Here is an 18081-nt window from a genome sequence, read left to right on the forward strand (position 1 = left end):
CAGAGATAGGGGAGAATGCGTACCTTTCACGGAATTTCTGTAATTAATTTGCTGTCATGCATCGATATCTCGTGGTCTTATTGCTCCTGGCTGGTTGCCGGGGAGAAGCCAAGTTAAAACCAAATAATGCCATTGAGCAATTCCGTTCGGCTTTTGCTCCTGATCATCGTACGGATTGGTTTGACCTGACCATGGAAAAAAAAGGTGATGCATATGTATTGACCGGGGAAACCACGTTGTCGGAGGCCAAGGATTCGCTGGTGAGATACCTGCAATCCCAAGGTCCGGTGGTGGATGAAGTTCGTGTACTGCCCGACTCCACCGTATTGCCTTATCGCTGGGGTGTGGTCACCATTTCGGTTGCAAACATCCGGAGCAAGCCGGGTCATTCCCAGGAATTAGCCACTCAGGCATTACTGGGTACACCACTGGAAATCTTAAAGAAAGAAGATAACTGGAATCTGGTCCGTACTCCGGACCGCTATCTGGGATTTCTGGAAGATGGTGCTTTTGCACCGATGCAACAACCTGATTTTGAGCGTTGGGATCAATCCTCCAAGATCATGTATACGGCCGAAATGGGCCTGGTGTACCAGCAGGCCGATCCGACTGCATTGCCGGTATCAGATGTCGTGGCCGGTTGTATTTTCCAGCAGGGGCTTTCCCGGGATGGGTTTCTGGAAGTTGGATTTCCGGATGGACGTTCCGGTTACATTCCTGAAGGCAGCTATCTGGATTATAAGACATGGCAGGCTACCCGTGACCCCAGCATACCAAATATCATCCGCACCGCACATTTGTTTATGGGCCGGCCATACCTGTGGGGAGGTACTTCCGGAAAAGCCATGGATTGCAGCGGATTTACCAAAATGGTTTTTTATTTGAACGGCCTGGTCCTTCCGCGGGATGCTTCCCAGCAAGCCCTGGTTGGCACAAAAATAAAAACCGGTTCAGACCTGGAAAATTGCCAGCCCGGTGATCTCTTGTTTTTTGGCTACCCGCCCGATGGAAAACGCGACGAACGCATAACCCATGTAGCCATCTACCTGGGCAATGGAAAATTTATCAATTCGGCCGAAGGCCGCGTCCAGATCCAGTCCCTGCGGGAAGGAGATGCTGATTTTGCTGCTCAGCGCCTGCAGACCTGGCGCCAGGCAAGGAGAATGCTGGACCATCCTGGGGAGGGGGATATCCCGTGGGTGAAGGATGTGTATTGATGTGCATTGACGTGTTTAGGTGTTGTCGAGATTTTAGCATTTGAGTTGCAAACCAATATCACCCCGAGTTATTTCAGAATAGCGATTTGTGATTTAAGATTTTAAGTTGCGAACCACGGATATCCGGATACCCTGACTCAAGCTACCAGCCCTATAACCAAATACAGGATGGCGGTGATCCCTCCGGCAATCAAGGCGTAGGGAGCCTGGGTCCGAACGTGGTCTATGTGGTCGGTTGCAGCAGCCATACTGGATAGAATGGTGGTATCGGATATTGGTGAACAGTGATCACCGAAAACGCCTCCGCCCATCACGGCGGCGACCGTCATGAGGAGAGGAGCATCCATGGCTACAGCGATGGGGATGGCAATATGCATCATGATGCCAAAGGTCCCGAAAGAGGTTCCGGTGGAGAAGGCGATAAAGCAGGATATCACAAAAACCAGGAAAGGCAACAGAGCGGGGCTCAGCCAGCCTCTGGTCACCTCGGCGATGTATAATCCGGTTTCCAGGTTCTTACAGACATTGCCGATCGCAAAGGCAAAAAGCATCAGTAAAGCCAGCGGCATCATCTCGGAAATGCCCTTCAGGATCATGTCCACCGTTTCTTTGAGTGAAAACATGCGCTGACTTGAATAAAGAACGATGGACACCATGATGGAGGTCAGAACCGACACCAGGACGGAAGTGGAGCCGGAACCCTGTCCGATGGCCCGGCCAATTCGCAGCAGTCCGGTGGCTTCCGGAAACTCAGCCAGGGCATCCTGCCATCCGGTAAATGCCAGCATGAAGGGCATCATCAGGACCATAACCGCGATCGGGATCAGCATGTTCCGCATGCGGGGTGTGATACCTGGCTTCACATCCACCGCCGTCAGTTCTTCACTCACCATGGGCTGGGCGCCGGGATTTAGCAGTTCTCCGGTGGTATTCACCCGTATTTCAGCCTCCTTCATAGGTCCCAGGTCCTTTCCGCGCAGTATGACGATAAGTACAATGCCTAATGCCAGTACCGGGTAGAAGTTGAAGGCCACCGACTCAAAGAGGGTGAGAAAGGGTTGACTGATACCTTCGGCGACTAACAGGCTCATAATGAATGCTCCCCAGGCATTAAATGGAAAAATAATGCAGGATGGAGCCGAACTGGAATCAGCAATAAAAGCCAGTTTTTCGCGGGATATCTTTAGTTTATCGAACATGGGCCGGTAAATGGTGCCTACAGTGAGGACGGAAATCGATGATTCGACGAAGATGATCAGTCCGGTGACCCAGGCCATGAACTGCACGAGAACCCGGTTCCGGCCTTCTTTCTCGGCAGACAGTTTCTCGATGCGGTGGGAGAGAAACCGGATGAACCCTTCCACGCCTCCGGATCGCTGGACAAAAACGATCAGTGCCCCTACCAGGGCTGAAAATAAAATCGTCCGGGTCGATCCTTTGTCCTGGAATACGTCCACCAATGCTTCAATGGTGTCGAGACTGCCCTGCAGCGGGTTGAATCCGGCAATGATCAGATAACCGAGCCAGATTCCGAATAAGAGGGAAACAAAAACCTGGCGGGTCCAGATAGCCAGGGCGATGGCTACGACCGGTGGCAGCAGGGAGAGAAAACCATATTCCATATGCAGTTGGCTTTATGGGTAAATGTAAGCAATCGTAAACTGATTTATGGTTCGATGGTGAAAGAGGTGTGGATCATTTGACACATTATAAAAATATTTTATATGTTTGAGAAAATAAAGCGTGATCTTGATAAAGTAGGACGCAATCCGTATATTATATCATCTTAATGAAGACTCGCGACAAAAGGCCATGATGCGACCAATGGATAACAGGATTCCGATCAACCTGCCGCCGGCACATTTCAAGCACTAACATTAACCTGCATGTATTTGACTTCCTTTTTGAAATACCTGGAGTTCGAAAAGCGCTATTCTCCACATACTGTCGAATCGTACCGTAATGATATCCAGCAATTTGAGCACTTCCTGGAAAAACAATTTGAGACGGTTGAATGGGCCGGTGTAAGCCCCGCTATGGTGCGCTCCTGGATGGTTAGCCTGGCCGAATCAGGCCTCACCAATCGATCCATCAACCGTAAAATATCGGCTCTCCAGACCTTTGTCAAATACCTCATGCGCCGTGGATTCCTGCAGAAGAATCCGTTGAGGAAGGTGGTTGCTCCGAAAGTAGGTAAACGGTTGCCGGTGTATGTGCAGGAGTCGCAGATGCAGTCCTTGCTGGCAGAAATGAAATTTTCTGAAGATTTCGTGGGTATTCGTGACCGTTTGATCATTGAATTGTTTTATACTACAGGGATGCGGCGCAGCGAGTTGTTTGGTTTAAAGGATGAAGACATTGATCTGGACAAACTAACCGTCAAGGTGATGGGAAAAGGATCCAAAGAACGGATAATCCCGATAGGGCCTGAAACCAGGGAATTGGTCCTGCGGTACCGTCGGTTGCGGGAAGAGATAACAGGTACCGGTCATTTTTGGATTACCGGGGAGGGGAAGCCCATTTACCCTAAACTTATCTACAACATCGTGCGTAAATATTTATCAATGGTCAGTACTGTGGAGAAGAGAAGTCCCCATGTCCTGCGACATAGTTTTGCGACCCATCTGGCAAACGAGGGTGCAGAGCTTAACGCGATCAAAGAGTTACTTGGCCATGCCAATTTGAGCGCGACCCAGGTGTATACCCACAATTCCATTGAGCAACTGCGCAAAGTTTACGAAGCTGCTCATCCTAAAAGTTAACCGACATTTCGAAAATCATGAACGCTGTTGGACAGACCGGAAGACCGTCAAACTGTGGTCGGATCGCTGATCAGGCACGATCGTTGACAATGGTAATTGGTATGCCAGCAGGTACAAAGAATATTTTATTTACTTACTTAAATTAATTGTAGGGTTATGAAGATTCAAATAGAATCCGTGCATTTTGATGCCGACGTCAAACTGACTGATTTTATCCAATCCAAGTTGGACAAGCTGGAAGTATTTTTTGACCGCATCATTGATGGCAGGGTGGTACTCCGGTTGGAACAGAACGGGCAAGTCCAGGACAAGATTGCTGAACTGATCCTCCGTGTCCCCGGCGAGTTATTGGTAAGTAAAGCCAATCAAAAATCGTTTGAAGCTGCTGTTGATGGAGCTACCGAGTCCATGCGCAGGCAATTGATCCGCTATAAGGAACGAATACGGGCTTCCCATTAAGCGCATAAAGTGAGATTCTTTTGGATCCCGGCCTGCATGAGACCGGGATTTTTTGTTTCTTTGCCCCTCTTTTAGGGTTTTAGACCGGAAAACAGGCTGAAAGTGCGCCAAAAGGGCGGGAAAATGTCGGCAAAAAGCGAGAAAAATATTTCATATTGTTAGAATAGTTCGTAAATTTGTCCGCACTTTTAAAAAGCCAGTCGGTTTCATAGTGTTGGAATCCTTAGCGGGGATTCTTTTTAATTTGAAAAGGGGGCAAAAATTGCGAAAGTTACACGCTAATAGGCCAGTGTAGCTCAGCTGGTAGAGCAGCTGATTTGTAATCAGCTGGTCGGGGGTTCGAGTCCCTCCACTGGCTCGGCTTTTATTTAGTGAATGTATCATGGGGGCGCGCCGGAGTGGGAGAGCCGGGCCAGACTGTAAATCTGGTGACTCTGTCTGAATAGGTTCGAATCCTATCACCCCCACCACTTCGCTATGCAGACGAAGAGCAAAAAATTATGCGGGCGTAGCTCAGTTGGTAGAGCATCAGCCTTCCAAGCTGAGGGTCGAGGGTTCGAGTCTCTTCGCCCGCTCTTTTTTTCACCTGGTTGAGAATCTTCCGGGTGATTTTGGCGTTCATCGGAAGGATGATCGCAACAATTGAAAGTTAGCTAATGGAGAATGGAATTACCGGGCTATGCATTGGTAGCGCTGTTATCCTGGACATGCCCTTGGGTACCTGTCCGAATCCGATGAAGTTTGAGGCCAATGTAGCTCAGGGGTAGAGCACTTCCATGGTAAGGAAGGGGTCAAGGGTTCAATTCCCTTCATTGGCTCAAGTTTTTATAAACAGATTTTTTATTTATCGAAATTAAAATCAAAATTCGATGGCAAAGGAAACCTTTGAACGTACGAAACCTCACATTAACGTAGGAACTATCGGGCACGTTGACCACGGTAAAACGACCCTCACTTCGGCTATTACCTTTGTTTTGTCACAGTCAGGTTTGGCAAAACGGATGGATTATGATTCAATCGATGCTGCACCCGAAGAAAAAGAAAGAGGTATCACCATCAATACCGCACACGTAGAATACGAAACCGCCAAGCGCCACTATGCACACGTGGATTGCCCTGGACACGCCGACTATGTAAAAAACATGGTAACGGGTGCTGCCCAGATGGACGGTGCTATTCTGGTAGTTGCTGCTACTGATGGTCCGATGCCACAAACCCGTGAACACATCCTGCTTGCTCGTCAGGTAGGTGTGCCAAAAATCGTCGTGTTCATGAATAAAGTGGATCTCGTTGACGACGAAGAAATGCTGGAACTGGTCGAAATGGAAGTTCGTGAACTGCTGGATCAGTATGAATTTGGTGGTGATGACGCAAAGATCATTAAAGGTTCTGCTCTGAAAGCACTGGAAGGTGATGCCGGAGCCATGGATGCGATTAAAGAATTGATGGATGCCGTTGACTCTGAAATTCCTGAGCCGGTACGTCTGGTTGATCAGCCTTTCCTGATGCCGATCGAAGACGTATTCTCCATCACCGGTCGTGGTACTGTTGCAACCGGTCGTATCGAGCGTGGTGTTATCAAAACGGGTGATCCGGTAGAAATCATCGGTATGATGAGAGAAGGTGAAAAGACCCTGACCTCAACCGTAACCGGTGTGGAAATGTTCCGTAAGATCCTCGACCGTGGTGAAGCTGGTGACAACGCCGGTCTGTTGCTGCGTGGTATCGATAAAGATCAGATCCGTCGTGGACAGGTTATCTGTGCTCCTAAATCTGTTACTCCACACAAACACTTTAAGTGTGAAGTTTACGTACTGAGCAAAGAAGAAGGTGGTCGTCATACCCCATTCTTCAACGGATACCGCCCTCAGTTCTATTTCCGTACAACCGACGTTACCGGTGACGTAACATTGCCTGCAGGTGTAGAAATGGTTATGCCGGGCGATAACGTCAGCCTTGAAGTTAAATTGATCAACACCATCGCCATGGAAAAAGGTTTGCGTTTTGCAATCCGTGAAGGTGGACGTACCGTAGGTGCTGGTCAGGTGACTGAAATTTTAGATTAATCCACTGCCGCGGCGGCATATAACCGCCAAGCAGTTTAATTAAAATATTTAGCGTATGAAAGATTAAGTGAGGCGTTTTGCTTCCTTAATCTTTTGTACACTATAAAAACGGGCATAGCTCAAGTGGTAGAGCGACGGTCTCCAAAACCGTAGGCTGAGGGTTCGAGTCCTTCTGCCCGTGCAAAGCAAGCAGCCATGGATAAAATTCGATTATACTTACAGGAAAGCTATAATGAGCTTCTCAATAAAGTGACCTGGCCTACCTGGCCAAACCTGATGAGTAGTGCCACGGTGGTGCTGGTTGCTTCTGCAATCATCGCCCTGCTGGTATTTGCCATGGACGCCGTATCCAATCAGGTAACTCAATTTTTCTACAGCTTCTAAAATAACGTCTTCAGACGACAATCCAAGGTAATGGGTCAAGAAAAAAAATGGTATTCTCTCCGGGTTATAAGTGGCAAGGAAAAAGCCATCAAGGAGCGTCTGGAACTGGAAGTAAAACGGTCCGGATGGGAGGATATCGTTTTTCAGATCCTGGTTCCTTCGGAAAAAGTATATAAGATACGCAACGGGAAAAAAGTAGTCATGGAGCGGAATATCCTGCCTGGTTACCTGCTCGTTGAAGCAGATCCCGATAAGCTGGTAGGTGAAGTAGTGCAATCTCTGGCAAATGTGCCTAATGTCATCCACTTTCTTGGAAAAAATGCACCAATCCCCATGCAACCTGCGGAAGCAAACCGGATGCTGGGTAAGGTAGATGAATCCCTGGATGAAGGCGAATCACTGATCGAGCCATTCCTGGTTGGGGAGACCGTCAAGATCATCGATGGTCCGTTTAACGAGTTTGTCGGTGATATCAAAGAAGTGAACGAAGAAAAGAAAAAGCTGAAGGTCATTGTGAAGATTTTCGGTCGCGGTACCGAAGTGGAACTGAACTTCATGCAAATAGAAAAACAATCGTAAACCCTGTTATAAAGAATTTCAATTATGGCAAAAGAAGTCGATGCAATGATCAAGTTGCAGGTGAAAGGAGGCCAGGCGAATCCTGCACCTCCGGTAGGACCGGCACTTGGTTCCAAAGGGGTGAATATCATGGAGTTCTGCAAACGTTTCAATGCACGTACGCAGGAACAACAAGGTAAAATTCTTCCCGTGGTGATTTCGGTCTTCAAAGACAAGTCTTTTGACTTCATCATCAAGACACCACCTGCCGCAGTACAATTGTTGGAAGCAGCCAAGATCAAATCCGGCTCCCCGGAATCCAACCGTAAAAAAGTTGGTTCGGTGACCTGGGATCAGGTCAAAGCAATTGCCGAAGACAAAATGACGGACCTGAACGCATTTACCGTGGAGTCAGCCATGCGTATGGTGGCTGGTACCGCCCGTAGCATGGGTCTGAATGTAACCGGCACACCTCCCTGGGAATAAGAATTGCCCAGGCAGCCGAACTAAAAGTAAATTCAATTATTTCATAAACTCGTGGAAGAACATGGCTAAAATCAGCAAGAAACGCAAAGAAGCCAATGCCAAAGTCGATAACACCAAGGTGTACGAACTGGCAGAGGCGATGCAGAAGGTTAAGGAAGTAAACCTGACCAAATTCAATGCGTCCGTTGACGTTCATGTTCGCCTCGGAATTGACCCCAGGAAAGCCGATCAGGCTATCCGCGGGACAGTATCCTTACCACATGGTACCGGTAAAACCAAGTCCGTTCTGGTCTTGTGTACACCGGACAAAGTCGATGAAGCCACGCAAGCAGGAGCAGATTACGCCGGCTTGGATGAGTACATCACCAAGATCCAGAATGGCTGGACCGATGTGGATGTAATCATAGCCATGCCTACCGTAATGGCACAGGTCGGTAAAGTAGGCCGTATCCTGGGCCCCCGTGGACTCATGCCTAACCCAAAAACCGGAACGGTCACTATGGACATTTCGGGAGCGGTTGCGGACGTCAAACAAGGTAAGATCTCATTCCGGGCGGACAAATACGGCATCGTACACAGCACCGTAGGTCGGGTGTCCTTTTCACCGGAACAACTCCAGGCAAACGCCGAAGAGTTGCTGCATACCTTACAGAAAATGAAACCGGCTACGGCTAAAGGGATTTATATGAAATCCATTACCGTTGCCAGTACGATGAGTCCCGGTATTAAAGTGGATACCAAAGCGGTCCGCTAAACCCTTTTTGCAAGCTTATAAAATTCGACTCCATGACGAGAGCAGATAAAACAGCTGAAATTGCAAGGCTGAAAGAAAAATTTGAACAAAGTACTTTCTTCTACCTGACGGACTCATCCGCGCTGACAGTAGAACAAATCAACCGTTTTCGCCGGCTGTGTTTCCAGAAAGACATCGAGGTCTTTGTGGCTAAAAATACGCTGGTAAAGAAAGCACTTGAAGCATCAGAAGGTGAAAAAGGGTATGCACCGCTTTTTGACATACTGCGGGGCCCCACCACCCTGATGTTTTCCGACAATGCCAAATTGCCGGCACAGGTTCTCGAAGAATTCCGCAAAGAATTTGACAAACCGGTGCTCAAGGCAGCATACATTGATTCGGACGTTTTCATCGGAGATGATCAAATCAAGGCACTGGTCCAACTTAAGACCAAAGAAGAAGTGATTGCCGAGATCATCGCTATGCTCGAATCCCCGATGCAGGGTGTTCTGGGCAGCTTGAATTCCGGTGCAAACACCATTTACGGCTTGCTGGATGCCATTGAAGCAAAAGGCTAAGCCAATCGGATTATGGCTTCCAAGTTACGATCGCGCTATATTTTTAAATCGATTTAAACACATTTCAACATGGCAGATTTGAAAGCTTTAGCAGAACAATTGGTGAATTTGACTGTTAAAGAGGTTAACGAATTGAAAAGCATCCTGAAAGATGACTACGGAATTGAGCCGGCTGCTGCTGCTGTCGCTATTGCTGCTCCTGCAGCAGGCGGTGCAGGTGAAGCTGCTGCTGCTCCTGAAAAAACCGAATTCAATATCGAACTTACTTCAGCTGGCGCCAACAAGCTGAAAGTTGTAAAAGAAGTAAAAGAACTGTTGGGCTTAGGCTTGAAAGAAGCCAAAGACCTGGTTGATGCTGCTCCTTCCGTACTGAAAGAAGGCGTTGCTAAAGATGAGGCTGAGAAAATCAAAGCTCAACTGGAAGCTACTGGCGCTCAAGTAGAATTGAAATAAGCTATTTGAACGCAGCAAGCTTATATGCTTTTGCAAGAAATAGCCATTCATTGGTGAAAAGGCTTAGTGGATTGTGTATCACATTCCACTAAGCCTCTCTTTGTTTATACCTTTTTGAGGGACGCCTCATATCATCTGACAAAATCATAGCTATGGCAGCCAATGGCATCCAAGTTCAAACCAAAAAAGAACGGGTAAACTTCGGAAAGATCAAACTGGCCTCGGCCCATCCGGATTTGCTCGAAATTCAACTTCAGTCGTTCCAGGAGTTTTTTCAACTGGAAACGACACCTGAAAACCGGATCAATGAAGGTCTTTATCGCGTTTTTCAGGAAAACTTTCCCATTTCTGACGCCCGTAACGTCTTTACGCTGGAATTTCTGGATTACTTCATCGACCCGCCCCGCTATACCATCGAAGAATGTGTATTGCGCGGACTGACCTATGCAGTACCCCTGAAAGCCAAATTGCGTCTTTCCTGTAACGATGAGGAACACATCGATTTTGAAACCATCGTACAGGATGTATTCCTGGGTAATATTCCCTACATGACCCCTAAAGGTACCTTTGTTATCAACGGCGCCGAAAGGGTTATCGTATCCCAGCTGCACCGTTCTCCCGGGGTATTCTTTAGCCAGAGTTACCACCCGAACGGAACCAAGATATATTCTGCCCGGGTCATACCTTTTAAAGGTGCCTGGATGGAATTCGCTACCGACATCAATACGGTGATGTATGCCTACATCGACCGGAAGAAGAAGTTCCCGGTAACAACCCTGCTCAGAGCAATCGGATTCGATTCTGACAAAGACATCCTGAATATCTTCAACCTGGCTGAAGAAGTATCCGCTTCTCCGGCGACGTTGTCCAAGGCCGTGGGTCGTAAACTTGCCGCACGTGTCCTGCGCAAATGGACTGAAGACTTCGTGGACGAAGATACCGGTGAAGTCGTTACCATCGAACGGAATGAAATCATCCTCGAACGGGATGTTATTCTTGACGAAGAAAACATCAACCTTATTCTGGAGACCGGCATTGAAACAGTCATTCTGCAGAAAGAAGATATCGAGGAAGACTATTCCATCATATACAATACCTTACAGAAGGACCCGTCCTCATCCGAGTTGGAGGCAGTACAAACCATTTACCGCCAGTTGCGCGGTACCGACCCCCCGGATGAAGAGACTGCCCGTGGTATCATCGACAAACTCTTCTTTTCCGATAAGCGTTACAGCCTCGGTGAAGTAGGACGATATAAAATCAATCGCAAACTGGGCATTACGATCGATCCCAAGACGGAGGTACTGACCAAGGAGGACATCATTCACATCGTAATGTACCTGGTCAGCCTGATCAACCAGAAGGCCGAGCTGGACGATATCGACCATTTAAGCAATCGCCGGGTTCGTACGGTTGGAGAACAGCTGTATGCCCAATTCGGTGTAGGTTTGGCCAGGATGGCACGGACCATCCGTGAGCGGATGAACGTACGGGACAATGAGGTGTTTACACCTATTGACCTGATCAATGCCCGGACGTTATCTTCCGTCATCAACTCATTCTTCGGAACGAGCCAGCTTTCGCAGTTTCTGGATCAGACCAATCCACTGTCCGAGATCACGCACAAGCGCCGGATCTCTGCACTCGGTCCTGGTGGTCTCTCTCGCGAAAGGGCCGGCTTCGAGGTTCGGGACGTTCACTATTCACACTATGGCCGCCTCTGTACCATTGAAACCCCGGAAGGACCAAACATCGGTTTGATCTCTACGCTGTGCGTGCATGCCAAGGTCAATAAAATGGGCTTCCTGGAGACACCTTACCGTCGCGTGGAAGAAGGACAGGTGATCCTCCGTGATGACGTCGAATACCTTTCCGCTGAAGGGGAAGACTTCAAGAAGATTGCACAGGCTAACTCGGTAATCAACGAAGCCGGAGCCTTTGTCAATGACCGAATCCGCTGCCGTGAACACGGTGAATTCCCGGTACTGGGCCCGGAAGAGATCGAATACATGGACGTTGCTCCCAACCAGATCGTTGGGGTTTCGGCATCCCTGATTCCATTTCTCGAGAACGACGACGCCAACCGTGCCCTGATGGGATCAAACATGCAGCGTCAGGCTGTGCCGCTGATCCGTCCGAGTTCACCCGTCGTAGGGACCGGACTGGAAGGCAAAGTGGCCATGGACTCCCGGATGATGATCAACGCCGAAGGAGATGGCGTAGTCGAATACGTTGACGCCAGTGAAATCGTGATCCGTTACGACCGCACGGAGGAGGAACAAATGGTATCCTTTGAAGATAATATTAAGTCGTATAGCCTGACTAAGTTCCAGCGGACAAACCAGGGAACCTGTATCAACCTGAAGCCAATCGTGCGTAAAGGTGCACGTGTTTCCCGTGGTACAGTCCTCTGTGACGGTTATGCTACCGACCGCGGTGAGCTGGCCCTGGGTCAGAACCTTAAAGTGGCCTTCATGCCCTGGAAAGGTTACAACTTTGAGGACGCCATCGTAATCAACGAGCGGGTTGTACGGGAAGATATCTTTACCTCCATCCATATCGAACACTTCGAACTGGATGTTCGGGACACCAAACTGGGTGAAGAAGAATTGACCAACGACATCCCCAACGTGAGCGAAGATGCCACCAAAGATCTGGATGAGAATGGGATCATCCGCGTTGGAGCCTGGATCGAAGAAGGTGATATCCTCATCGGAAAGATCACTCCGAAAGGGGAATCGGATCCGACTCCGGAAGAGAAATTGTTGCGTGCCATCTTTGGTGACAAAGCCGGTGATGTGAAGGATGCTTCACTGAAAGCACCCCCCTCCACCGACGGTATCATCATTGGCAAGCAGCTCTTTGCCCGTGCCAAGAAGGACAAATTCCAGAAAGCACAGGAAAAAGACCTTCTGGCCAAACTGGAAGACCGCCACGCCATTTCTTTGAATGAGCTGAAAACCATTCTAATAGACAAATTGCTGGTCCTGGTCCGGGAACAGGTTTCCCAGGGTATCAAAAATACTTTCCAGGAAGAGGTGATGCCGAAAGGTTCCAAATTCACCAAGCAAATATTGAACAAGGTGGACTTTGCCGTCATCGAATACACCAATTGGACCGGTGACAGTAAGACCAATGAACAAATTGCCCGTTTGCTGCACAACTATTCGATCAAATACAGCGAAGAAGTTGGCCGCTACAAACGTGAGAAATACAACATCAGCATCGGAGACGAATTGCCGGCAGGTGTATTGAAACTTGCCAAAGTTTATGTTGCCAAAAAACGTAAGCTGAAAGTAGGTGACAAATTAGCAGGTCGTCACGGTAACAAAGGTATTGTTTCCAAGATCGTGCGGATGGAAGACATGCCATTCCTCGAAGACGGAACACCAGTGGATATCGTCCTGAATCCGCTGGGTGTACCAAGCCGGATGAACCTGGGACAGATCTTTGAATCGGTTCTGGGTTGGGCTGGAGAAAAACTGAATACCAAATTTGCCACTCCGATTTTTGATGGTGCCAGTTTGCAGGAGATAGAGAATTACATCGAACAGGCTAATCTGCCCTCGCTGGGTCAGACCTTCCTGTATGACGGTGAAACCGGTGATCGGTTCCATCAGCAGGCAACCGTTGGGGTTATCTACATGCTGAAACTGTATCACATGGTTGACGACAAGATGCACGCCCGTTCCATCGGTCCTTACTCACTCATTACGCAGCAGCCGCTGGGTGGTAAAGCACAGTTTGGTGGTCAGCGTTTTGGTGAGATGGAGGTATGGGCACTGGAAGCATTCGGAGCATCCAATATCCTGCAGGAACTGCTTACCATCAAATCCGATGACATCGTCGGCCGCGCCAAAGCATACGAAGCGATTGTGAAAGGAGATAATCTCCCTGAACCGAACATTCCCGAATCATTCAATGTTTTGATTCATGAATTGCGCGGTTTGGCCCTGGATGTAAAATTTGATTGAGCACTATCATTCTCTAAATAGCTAAGCATTTGACCTATGCCTTTTAAGAAAAAAATCAGTAAACAACCAAAAGGATTCAGTTCGATCACCATTAGCCTTTGTTCTCCGGATGACATTCTGGAGCGGTCATATGGTGAAGTACTGAAGCCGGAAACCATCAACTACCGTTCCTACAAACCGGAACGTGATGGTCTCTTTTGTGAGCGGATCTTTGGTCCGGTCAAGGACTACGAATGCTATTGCGGGAAGTACAAGCGTATCCGTTATAAAGGGATCGTTTGTGACCGGTGTGGGGTTGAAGTGACGGAGAAAAAAGTGCGTCGCGAGCGCATGGGACACATCAAACTGGTCGTTCCGGTAGTGCATATCTGGTTTTTCAAATCTTTGCCAAACAAAATCGGTTACCTCCTCGGACTGTCATCCAAGAAGCTGGAATCCATCATCTATTATGAGCGCTACGTGGTCATCAACCCGGGTGTGGCAACTGCCAATGGAGTAGGCGAACTGGATTTGCTCAGCGAGGAAGAATACTTCGAAGTATTGGAGAGTCTGCCAAAAGATAATCATCTGCTGGATGACTCCGATCCCAATAAGTTTATCGCTAAAATGGGTGCTGAAGCGGTGAAAACCATGCTTGAGCGCCTGGACCTGGCTCAACTGTCCTACGACCTGCGCCATAAGGCAGCCAGCGAAACCTCACAGCAGCGGAAGAGCGAAGCTTTGAAGCGTCTGCGGGTAATCGAGGCCTTCCGGGACAGCAACCACGTATTTGAAAACCGTCCGGAGTGGTCGGTTATTCAGTACCTGCCGGTGATTCCGCCAGAATTGCGTCCCCTGGTACCACTGGATGGTGGACGATTTGCCAGCTCTGACCTGAATGACCTGTATCGCCGGGTGATCATTCGTAACAACCGTCTGAAGCGTCTGCTGGAGATCAAAGCTCCTGAGGTGATCCTTCGTAACGAAAAACGGATGCTCCAGGAAGCCGTAGACTCACTGTTTGACAACTCAAGAAAGTCAAATGCGGTCAAGGCAGAAGGTGGACGGGCATTAAAATCACTGAGTGATATCCTCAAAGGGAAACAAGGCCGTTTCCGTCAAAACCTGTTGGGTAAACGGGTGGACTACTCCGGTCGTTCGGTGATCGTCGTCGGTCCTAACCTGAAACTGCATGAATGCGGTATTCCCAAAGCAATGGCTGCAGAATTGTTTAAGCCGTTCATTATCCGTAAGCTCATCGAGCGCGGGATCGTCAAAACGGTAAAATCTGCTAAAAAGCTGGTCGACCGGAAGGATCCGGTGATCTGGGAGATCCTCGAGAATATCTTGAAAGGGCACCCGGTCATGCTGAACCGGGCTCCGACGCTGCACCGGTTATCCATCCAGGCATTCCAGCCGATCATGGTGGAAGGTAAAGCCATCCAACTGCACCCTCTGGTGTGCGGTGCATTCAACGCGGACTTTGACGGTGACCAGATGGCCGTACACGTGCCACTGAGCCATGCTGCCATTCTGGAAGCCCAGTTGCTTATGCTGGCTTCACACAACATGTTGAACCCGCAGGACGGATCACCCATCACCCTGCCTTCACAGGATATGGTACTTGGACTGTATTACCTGACCAAGGAACGCCATTCTTCAGAATCCCTGAAAGTGAAGGGAGAAGGCATGAGCTTTTATTCTCCGGAGGAAGTCATCATCGCATACAATGAAAAGCGGGTGGATCTGCATGCCGGAGTCAATGTACGGGTTCGTACCGAAGGCGCGGGAGGCGATCTGACCTCTAACCGTGTAAAAACGACGGTTGGCCGGATTATCTTCAACCGGAGTGTTCCCGAAAAAGTACCGTATATCAATGAATTGCTTACCAAGAAGAGCTTGAAGAAGATCATTGGAGGCATTATTGAGCGTACAGATATTCCAACAACCGCCACATTCCTGGATGACATCAAAGAAATGGGATTCTCCTGGTCCTTCCGGGGCGGATTGTCCTTTAACCTGGGAGACCTGATCACGCCCAGCGTCAAACAACGGACGCTGACGATGGCTCAGGAAGAGGTGGATGAAGTTTGGGAGAACTACAACATGGGTCTGATAACCAACAATGAGCGGTACAACCAGATCATTGACAAGTGGACCTATGCCGACAATAAGATCACGGACAACCTGATGAAGGAATTGTCTGAGCATAAAGGAGGGTTTAATTCGGTGTACATGATGCTCCATTCCGGAGCCCGTGGTTCCAAACAGCAGATCAAACAGCTGTGTGGATTGCGGGGTCTGATGGCCAAGCCACGGAAATCAGGAGATACCGGAGCTGCGATCATCGAAAACCCAATCCTTTCGAACTTCCTCGAAGGCTTGAGCGTACAGGAATATTTTATTTCGACGCACGGTGCCCGGAAAGGTTTGGCGGATACGGCTTTGAAAACGGCTGATGCCGGTTACCTGACCCGTCGTCTTGTGGATGTCGCTCAGGATGTGATCATTCATGAAGAAGATTGTAATACGCTGCGTGGTATCGAAACCAGTGCATTGAAAGACAATGAGAAGATCATTGAATCACTGGCATCACGTATCCAGGGCCGATATTCATTGCATAACATTTACAACCCGGTCACAGACGAAATCATCCTCGAAGGCGGAGATTACATCTCTCCAAAGAAAGCCGAGGAGATCGAAGATGCCGGTATTGAAGTGGTAACCATCCGCTCGGTACTTACCTGCGAATCTGTGAAAGGGGTGTGCAACAAATGTTACGGCAAGAATCTGGCTACCGGCCGGATCGCTGAAAAAGGAGATGCCGTTGGTATCATTGCTGCCCAGAGCATCGGTGAACCTGGTACTCAGCTGACATTGCGTACCTTCCACGTGGGTGGTGTCGCCGCAGTTTCCAAATCAGAATCCGAACTGGTATCCAAATTTGACGGTAAACTCGAGTTTGACAGCATGCGCTTTACGCAGGGCCAGAATGAGACCGTTGTACTTTCCCGTTCGGGAGAAATACGGATCGTTGATCCAAAAGGCGGAAAGATCTACGTCAACCACCATATCCCTTACGGCGCCACCCTGTTTGTCAAAGACGGTCAGGAGGTTAAACGTGGTGATGTGATCTGCGAATGGGACCCATTCAATGCAGTCATCGCCAGTGAATTTGGTGGTATCGCCCGTTTTGATGATGTAGAAGAAGGTATAACCTTCCGCATTGAACGGGATGATCAGACCGGATATGCCGAGAAAGTGGTCATCGAACCAAAGAATAAGAAGAAAATTCCGGTAATTACCATCATCAGCCCGGAAGGCGAAGAACTCAAGAGCTATAACCTGCCGGTAGGCAGTTACATCTCTATTGATGATGGCCAGGAAGTGAAAGCCGGTGACAAGATCGTCAAGATCCCGCGTCGTCTGGGTAAGATCCAGGATATCACGGGTGGTCTGCCACGGGTAACTGAATTGTTTGAAGCCCGGAATCCTTCCAACCCGGCAGTGGTAGCTGAAATCGATGGTATTGTCGCATTTGGCAAGATCAAGCGTGGTAACCGGGAAGTATTTGTCGAAGATGAGAAATCAGGCCAGCGCCGTAAGTACCTCATCGGAATGTCCAAGCATTTGCTCGTACAGGAAGGTGACTTCGTTCGGGCAGGTATGGCTCTGTCTGATGGCGCCATTGCTCCTGTTGACATCCTGAATATCAAAGGTCCATTTGCCGTACAATCGTACCTGGTCAATGGTGTACAGGAGGTTTACCGGTCGCAGGGTATCAGCATCAATGACAAACACATCGAGGTGATCGTCCGTCAGATGATGAAACGTGTGAATATTGAAGACCCGGGAGATACCAACTTCCTGGAGGCAGAAGCAGTTGAAAAACATGATGTATTGACTGCCAATGACTGGATCTTTGATAAGAAGTTTATTGTTGACGCGGGAGATTCACAGAAATACAAAGCTGGCCAGTTGATCACCATCCGTCAGTTACGCGAAGAGAATTCGATCCTTAAGCGTAACGATCAGCGGTTGATGGAATACAGGGATGCCATGCCGGCTACCTCCAGCTCCATCCTGCAGGGGATAACCCGTGCTTCATTGGGTACGGAAAGCTGGATCTCTGCCGCTTCCTTCCAGGAGACTACCAAAGTCCTTTCCCGTGCAGCCATGCAAGCCAGAAGGGATGACCTGAATGGACTCAAGGAAAACGTTATCGTTGGAAAACGTATCCCGGCAGGTACCGGTATGCGTGAATTCGAGCAATTATTGGTTACGCATAAAGATGTGCAGGAGATGCACGAATACCAGGAAGAACTCGAGTACGAAGACTAGAAAGAATTTTGTCAAGAATAGAAAGCAGCTTGTCACCGACAAGCTGCTTTTTTTTTGCCATCTCTAAAACATTACCCCGGAAATCTCTGAA

General features: G+C 48.7%; 13 protein-coding genes and 5 tRNA genes. 17 read left to right on the plus strand and 1 reads right to left on the minus strand.

Annotated elements, in window-relative coordinates; genetic code table 11:
• The first annotated feature begins 56 nt into the window (after nucleotides 1-56).
• Nucleotides 57-1217: a C40 family peptidase gene (locus tag H6570_18240; protein ID MCB9321230.1), complete on the plus strand. Its 1161-nt coding sequence runs from the start codon at nucleotides 57-59 to the stop codon at nucleotides 1215-1217.
• 137 nt (nucleotides 1218-1354) lie between these two features.
• Here the strand turns inward: H6570_18240 and H6570_18245 are convergent, their stop codons facing one another.
• A complete protein-coding gene (locus H6570_18245) occupies nucleotides 1355-2839 on the minus strand; it encodes a sodium:solute symporter (protein ID MCB9321231.1) in 1485 nt (494 codons plus the stop codon).
• A 264-nt stretch (nucleotides 2840-3103) separates the two neighbouring features.
• Here H6570_18245 and H6570_18250 point away from each other — a divergent pair, with 264 nt between their 5' ends.
• The 16 genes from H6570_18250 to rpoC all read left to right on the plus strand — a co-directional run bounded on the left by H6570_18250 (nucleotide 3104) and on the right by rpoC (nucleotide 17990).
• Nucleotides 3104-3979 (plus strand): tyrosine-type recombinase/integrase, encoded by an 876-nt coding sequence (locus H6570_18250; GenBank protein MCB9321232.1) that lies wholly within the window; start codon nucleotides 3104-3106, stop codon nucleotides 3977-3979.
• Nucleotides 3980-4135: 156 nt separating this feature from the next.
• A complete protein-coding gene (gene raiA / locus H6570_18255) occupies nucleotides 4136-4438 on the plus strand; it encodes a ribosome-associated translation inhibitor RaiA (GenBank protein MCB9321233.1) in 303 nt (100 codons plus the stop codon).
• 285 nt (nucleotides 4439-4723) lie between these two features.
• Nucleotides 4724-4796 (plus strand) — tRNA-Thr (locus tag H6570_18260).
• Nucleotides 4797-4822: 26 nt separating this feature from the next.
• Nucleotides 4823-4908 (plus strand) — tRNA-Tyr (locus tag H6570_18265).
• Between the two features lie 32 nt (nucleotides 4909-4940).
• A tRNA-Gly gene (locus H6570_18270) sits at nucleotides 4941-5013 on the plus strand.
• Nucleotides 5014-5184: 171 nt separating this feature from the next.
• Nucleotides 5185-5256 (plus strand) — tRNA-Thr (locus H6570_18275).
• Nucleotides 5257-5307: 51 nt separating this feature from the next.
• The gene (gene tuf, locus H6570_18280) at nucleotides 5308-6504 is read left to right on the plus strand and encodes an elongation factor Tu (GenBank protein ID MCB9321234.1); all 1197 of its coding nucleotides are present in this window, start codon (nucleotides 5308-5310) and stop codon (nucleotides 6502-6504) included.
• 108 nt (nucleotides 6505-6612) lie between these two features.
• A tRNA-Trp gene (locus H6570_18285) sits at nucleotides 6613-6685 on the plus strand.
• A gap of 14 nt (nucleotides 6686-6699) precedes the next feature.
• Complete coding sequence (gene secE / locus H6570_18290) at nucleotides 6700-6888, plus strand: preprotein translocase subunit SecE (GenBank protein ID MCB9321235.1); 189 nt, start codon at nucleotides 6700-6702, stop codon at nucleotides 6886-6888.
• Nucleotides 6889-6918: 30 nt separating this feature from the next.
• Nucleotides 6919-7467 carry a transcription termination/antitermination factor NusG gene (nusG, locus tag H6570_18295; protein MCB9321236.1) on the plus strand — a complete coding sequence of 183 codons (549 nt, stop codon included), beginning with the start codon at nucleotides 6919-6921 and terminating at the stop codon, nucleotides 7465-7467.
• Between the two features lie 24 nt (nucleotides 7468-7491).
• Complete coding sequence (gene rplK, locus H6570_18300) at nucleotides 7492-7932, plus strand: 50S ribosomal protein L11 (GenBank protein MCB9321237.1); 441 nt, start codon at nucleotides 7492-7494, stop codon at nucleotides 7930-7932.
• A 61-nt stretch (nucleotides 7933-7993) separates the two neighbouring features.
• A complete protein-coding gene (locus H6570_18305; GenBank protein MCB9321238.1) occupies nucleotides 7994-8686 on the plus strand; it encodes a 50S ribosomal protein L1 in 693 nt (230 codons plus the stop codon).
• Between the two features lie 32 nt (nucleotides 8687-8718).
• Nucleotides 8719-9243 (plus strand): 50S ribosomal protein L10, encoded by a 525-nt coding sequence (locus H6570_18310; GenBank protein ID MCB9321239.1) that lies wholly within the window; start codon nucleotides 8719-8721, stop codon nucleotides 9241-9243.
• Between the two features lie 69 nt (nucleotides 9244-9312).
• Nucleotides 9313-9696, plus strand: a complete 384-nt coding sequence (gene rplL / locus H6570_18315) for a 50S ribosomal protein L7/L12 (protein MCB9321240.1) — start codon at nucleotides 9313-9315, stop codon at nucleotides 9694-9696.
• 152 nt (nucleotides 9697-9848) lie between these two features.
• Nucleotides 9849-13670 carry a DNA-directed RNA polymerase subunit beta gene (gene rpoB / locus H6570_18320; GenBank protein ID MCB9321241.1) on the plus strand — a complete coding sequence of 1274 codons (3822 nt, stop codon included), beginning with the start codon at nucleotides 9849-9851 and terminating at the stop codon, nucleotides 13668-13670.
• A gap of 36 nt (nucleotides 13671-13706) precedes the next feature.
• Nucleotides 13707-17990 carry a DNA-directed RNA polymerase subunit beta' gene (rpoC, locus tag H6570_18325; GenBank protein ID MCB9321242.1) on the plus strand — a complete coding sequence of 1428 codons (4284 nt, stop codon included), beginning with the start codon at nucleotides 13707-13709 and terminating at the stop codon, nucleotides 17988-17990.
• Nucleotides 17991-18081 lie beyond the last annotated feature (91 nt).

The organism is Lewinellaceae bacterium, from assembly GCA_020636135.1.
GTDB lineage: Bacteria > Bacteroidota > Bacteroidia > Chitinophagales > Saprospiraceae > JAGQXC01.

Excerpts from the sequence above, each read along its gene's own strand:
- H6570_18310 (MCB9321239.1), top strand. The coding sequence starts at position 8,719 with ATGACGAGAGCAGATAAAACAGCTGAAATTGCAAGGCTGAAAGAAAAA.
- raiA (MCB9321233.1), top strand. The coding sequence starts at position 4,136 with ATGAAGATTCAAATAGAATCCGTGCATTTTGATGCCGACGTCAAACTG.
- rplK (MCB9321237.1), top strand. The coding sequence starts at position 7,492 with ATGGCAAAAGAAGTCGATGCAATGATCAAGTTGCAGGTGAAAGGAGGC.
- rplL (MCB9321240.1), top strand. The coding sequence starts at position 9,313 with ATGGCAGATTTGAAAGCTTTAGCAGAACAATTGGTGAATTTGACTGTT.
- H6570_18250 (MCB9321232.1), top strand. The coding sequence starts at position 3,104 with ATGTATTTGACTTCCTTTTTGAAATACCTGGAGTTCGAAAAGCGCTAT.
- secE (MCB9321235.1), top strand. The coding sequence starts at position 6,700 with ATGGATAAAATTCGATTATACTTACAGGAAAGCTATAATGAGCTTCTC.
- nusG (MCB9321236.1), top strand. The coding sequence starts at position 6,919 with ATGGGTCAAGAAAAAAAATGGTATTCTCTCCGGGTTATAAGTGGCAAG.
- H6570_18240 (MCB9321230.1), top strand. The coding sequence starts at position 57 with ATGCATCGATATCTCGTGGTCTTATTGCTCCTGGCTGGTTGCCGGGGA.
- rpoB (MCB9321241.1), top strand. The coding sequence starts at position 9,849 with ATGGCAGCCAATGGCATCCAAGTTCAAACCAAAAAAGAACGGGTAAAC.
- H6570_18305 (MCB9321238.1), top strand. The coding sequence starts at position 7,994 with ATGGCTAAAATCAGCAAGAAACGCAAAGAAGCCAATGCCAAAGTCGAT.
- rpoC (MCB9321242.1), top strand. The coding sequence starts at position 13,707 with ATGCCTTTTAAGAAAAAAATCAGTAAACAACCAAAAGGATTCAGTTCG.
- tuf (MCB9321234.1), top strand. The coding sequence starts at position 5,308 with ATGGCAAAGGAAACCTTTGAACGTACGAAACCTCACATTAACGTAGGA.
- H6570_18245 (MCB9321231.1), bottom strand. The coding sequence starts at position 2,839 with ATGGAATATGGTTTTCTCTCCCTGCTGCCACCGGTCGTAGCCATCGCC.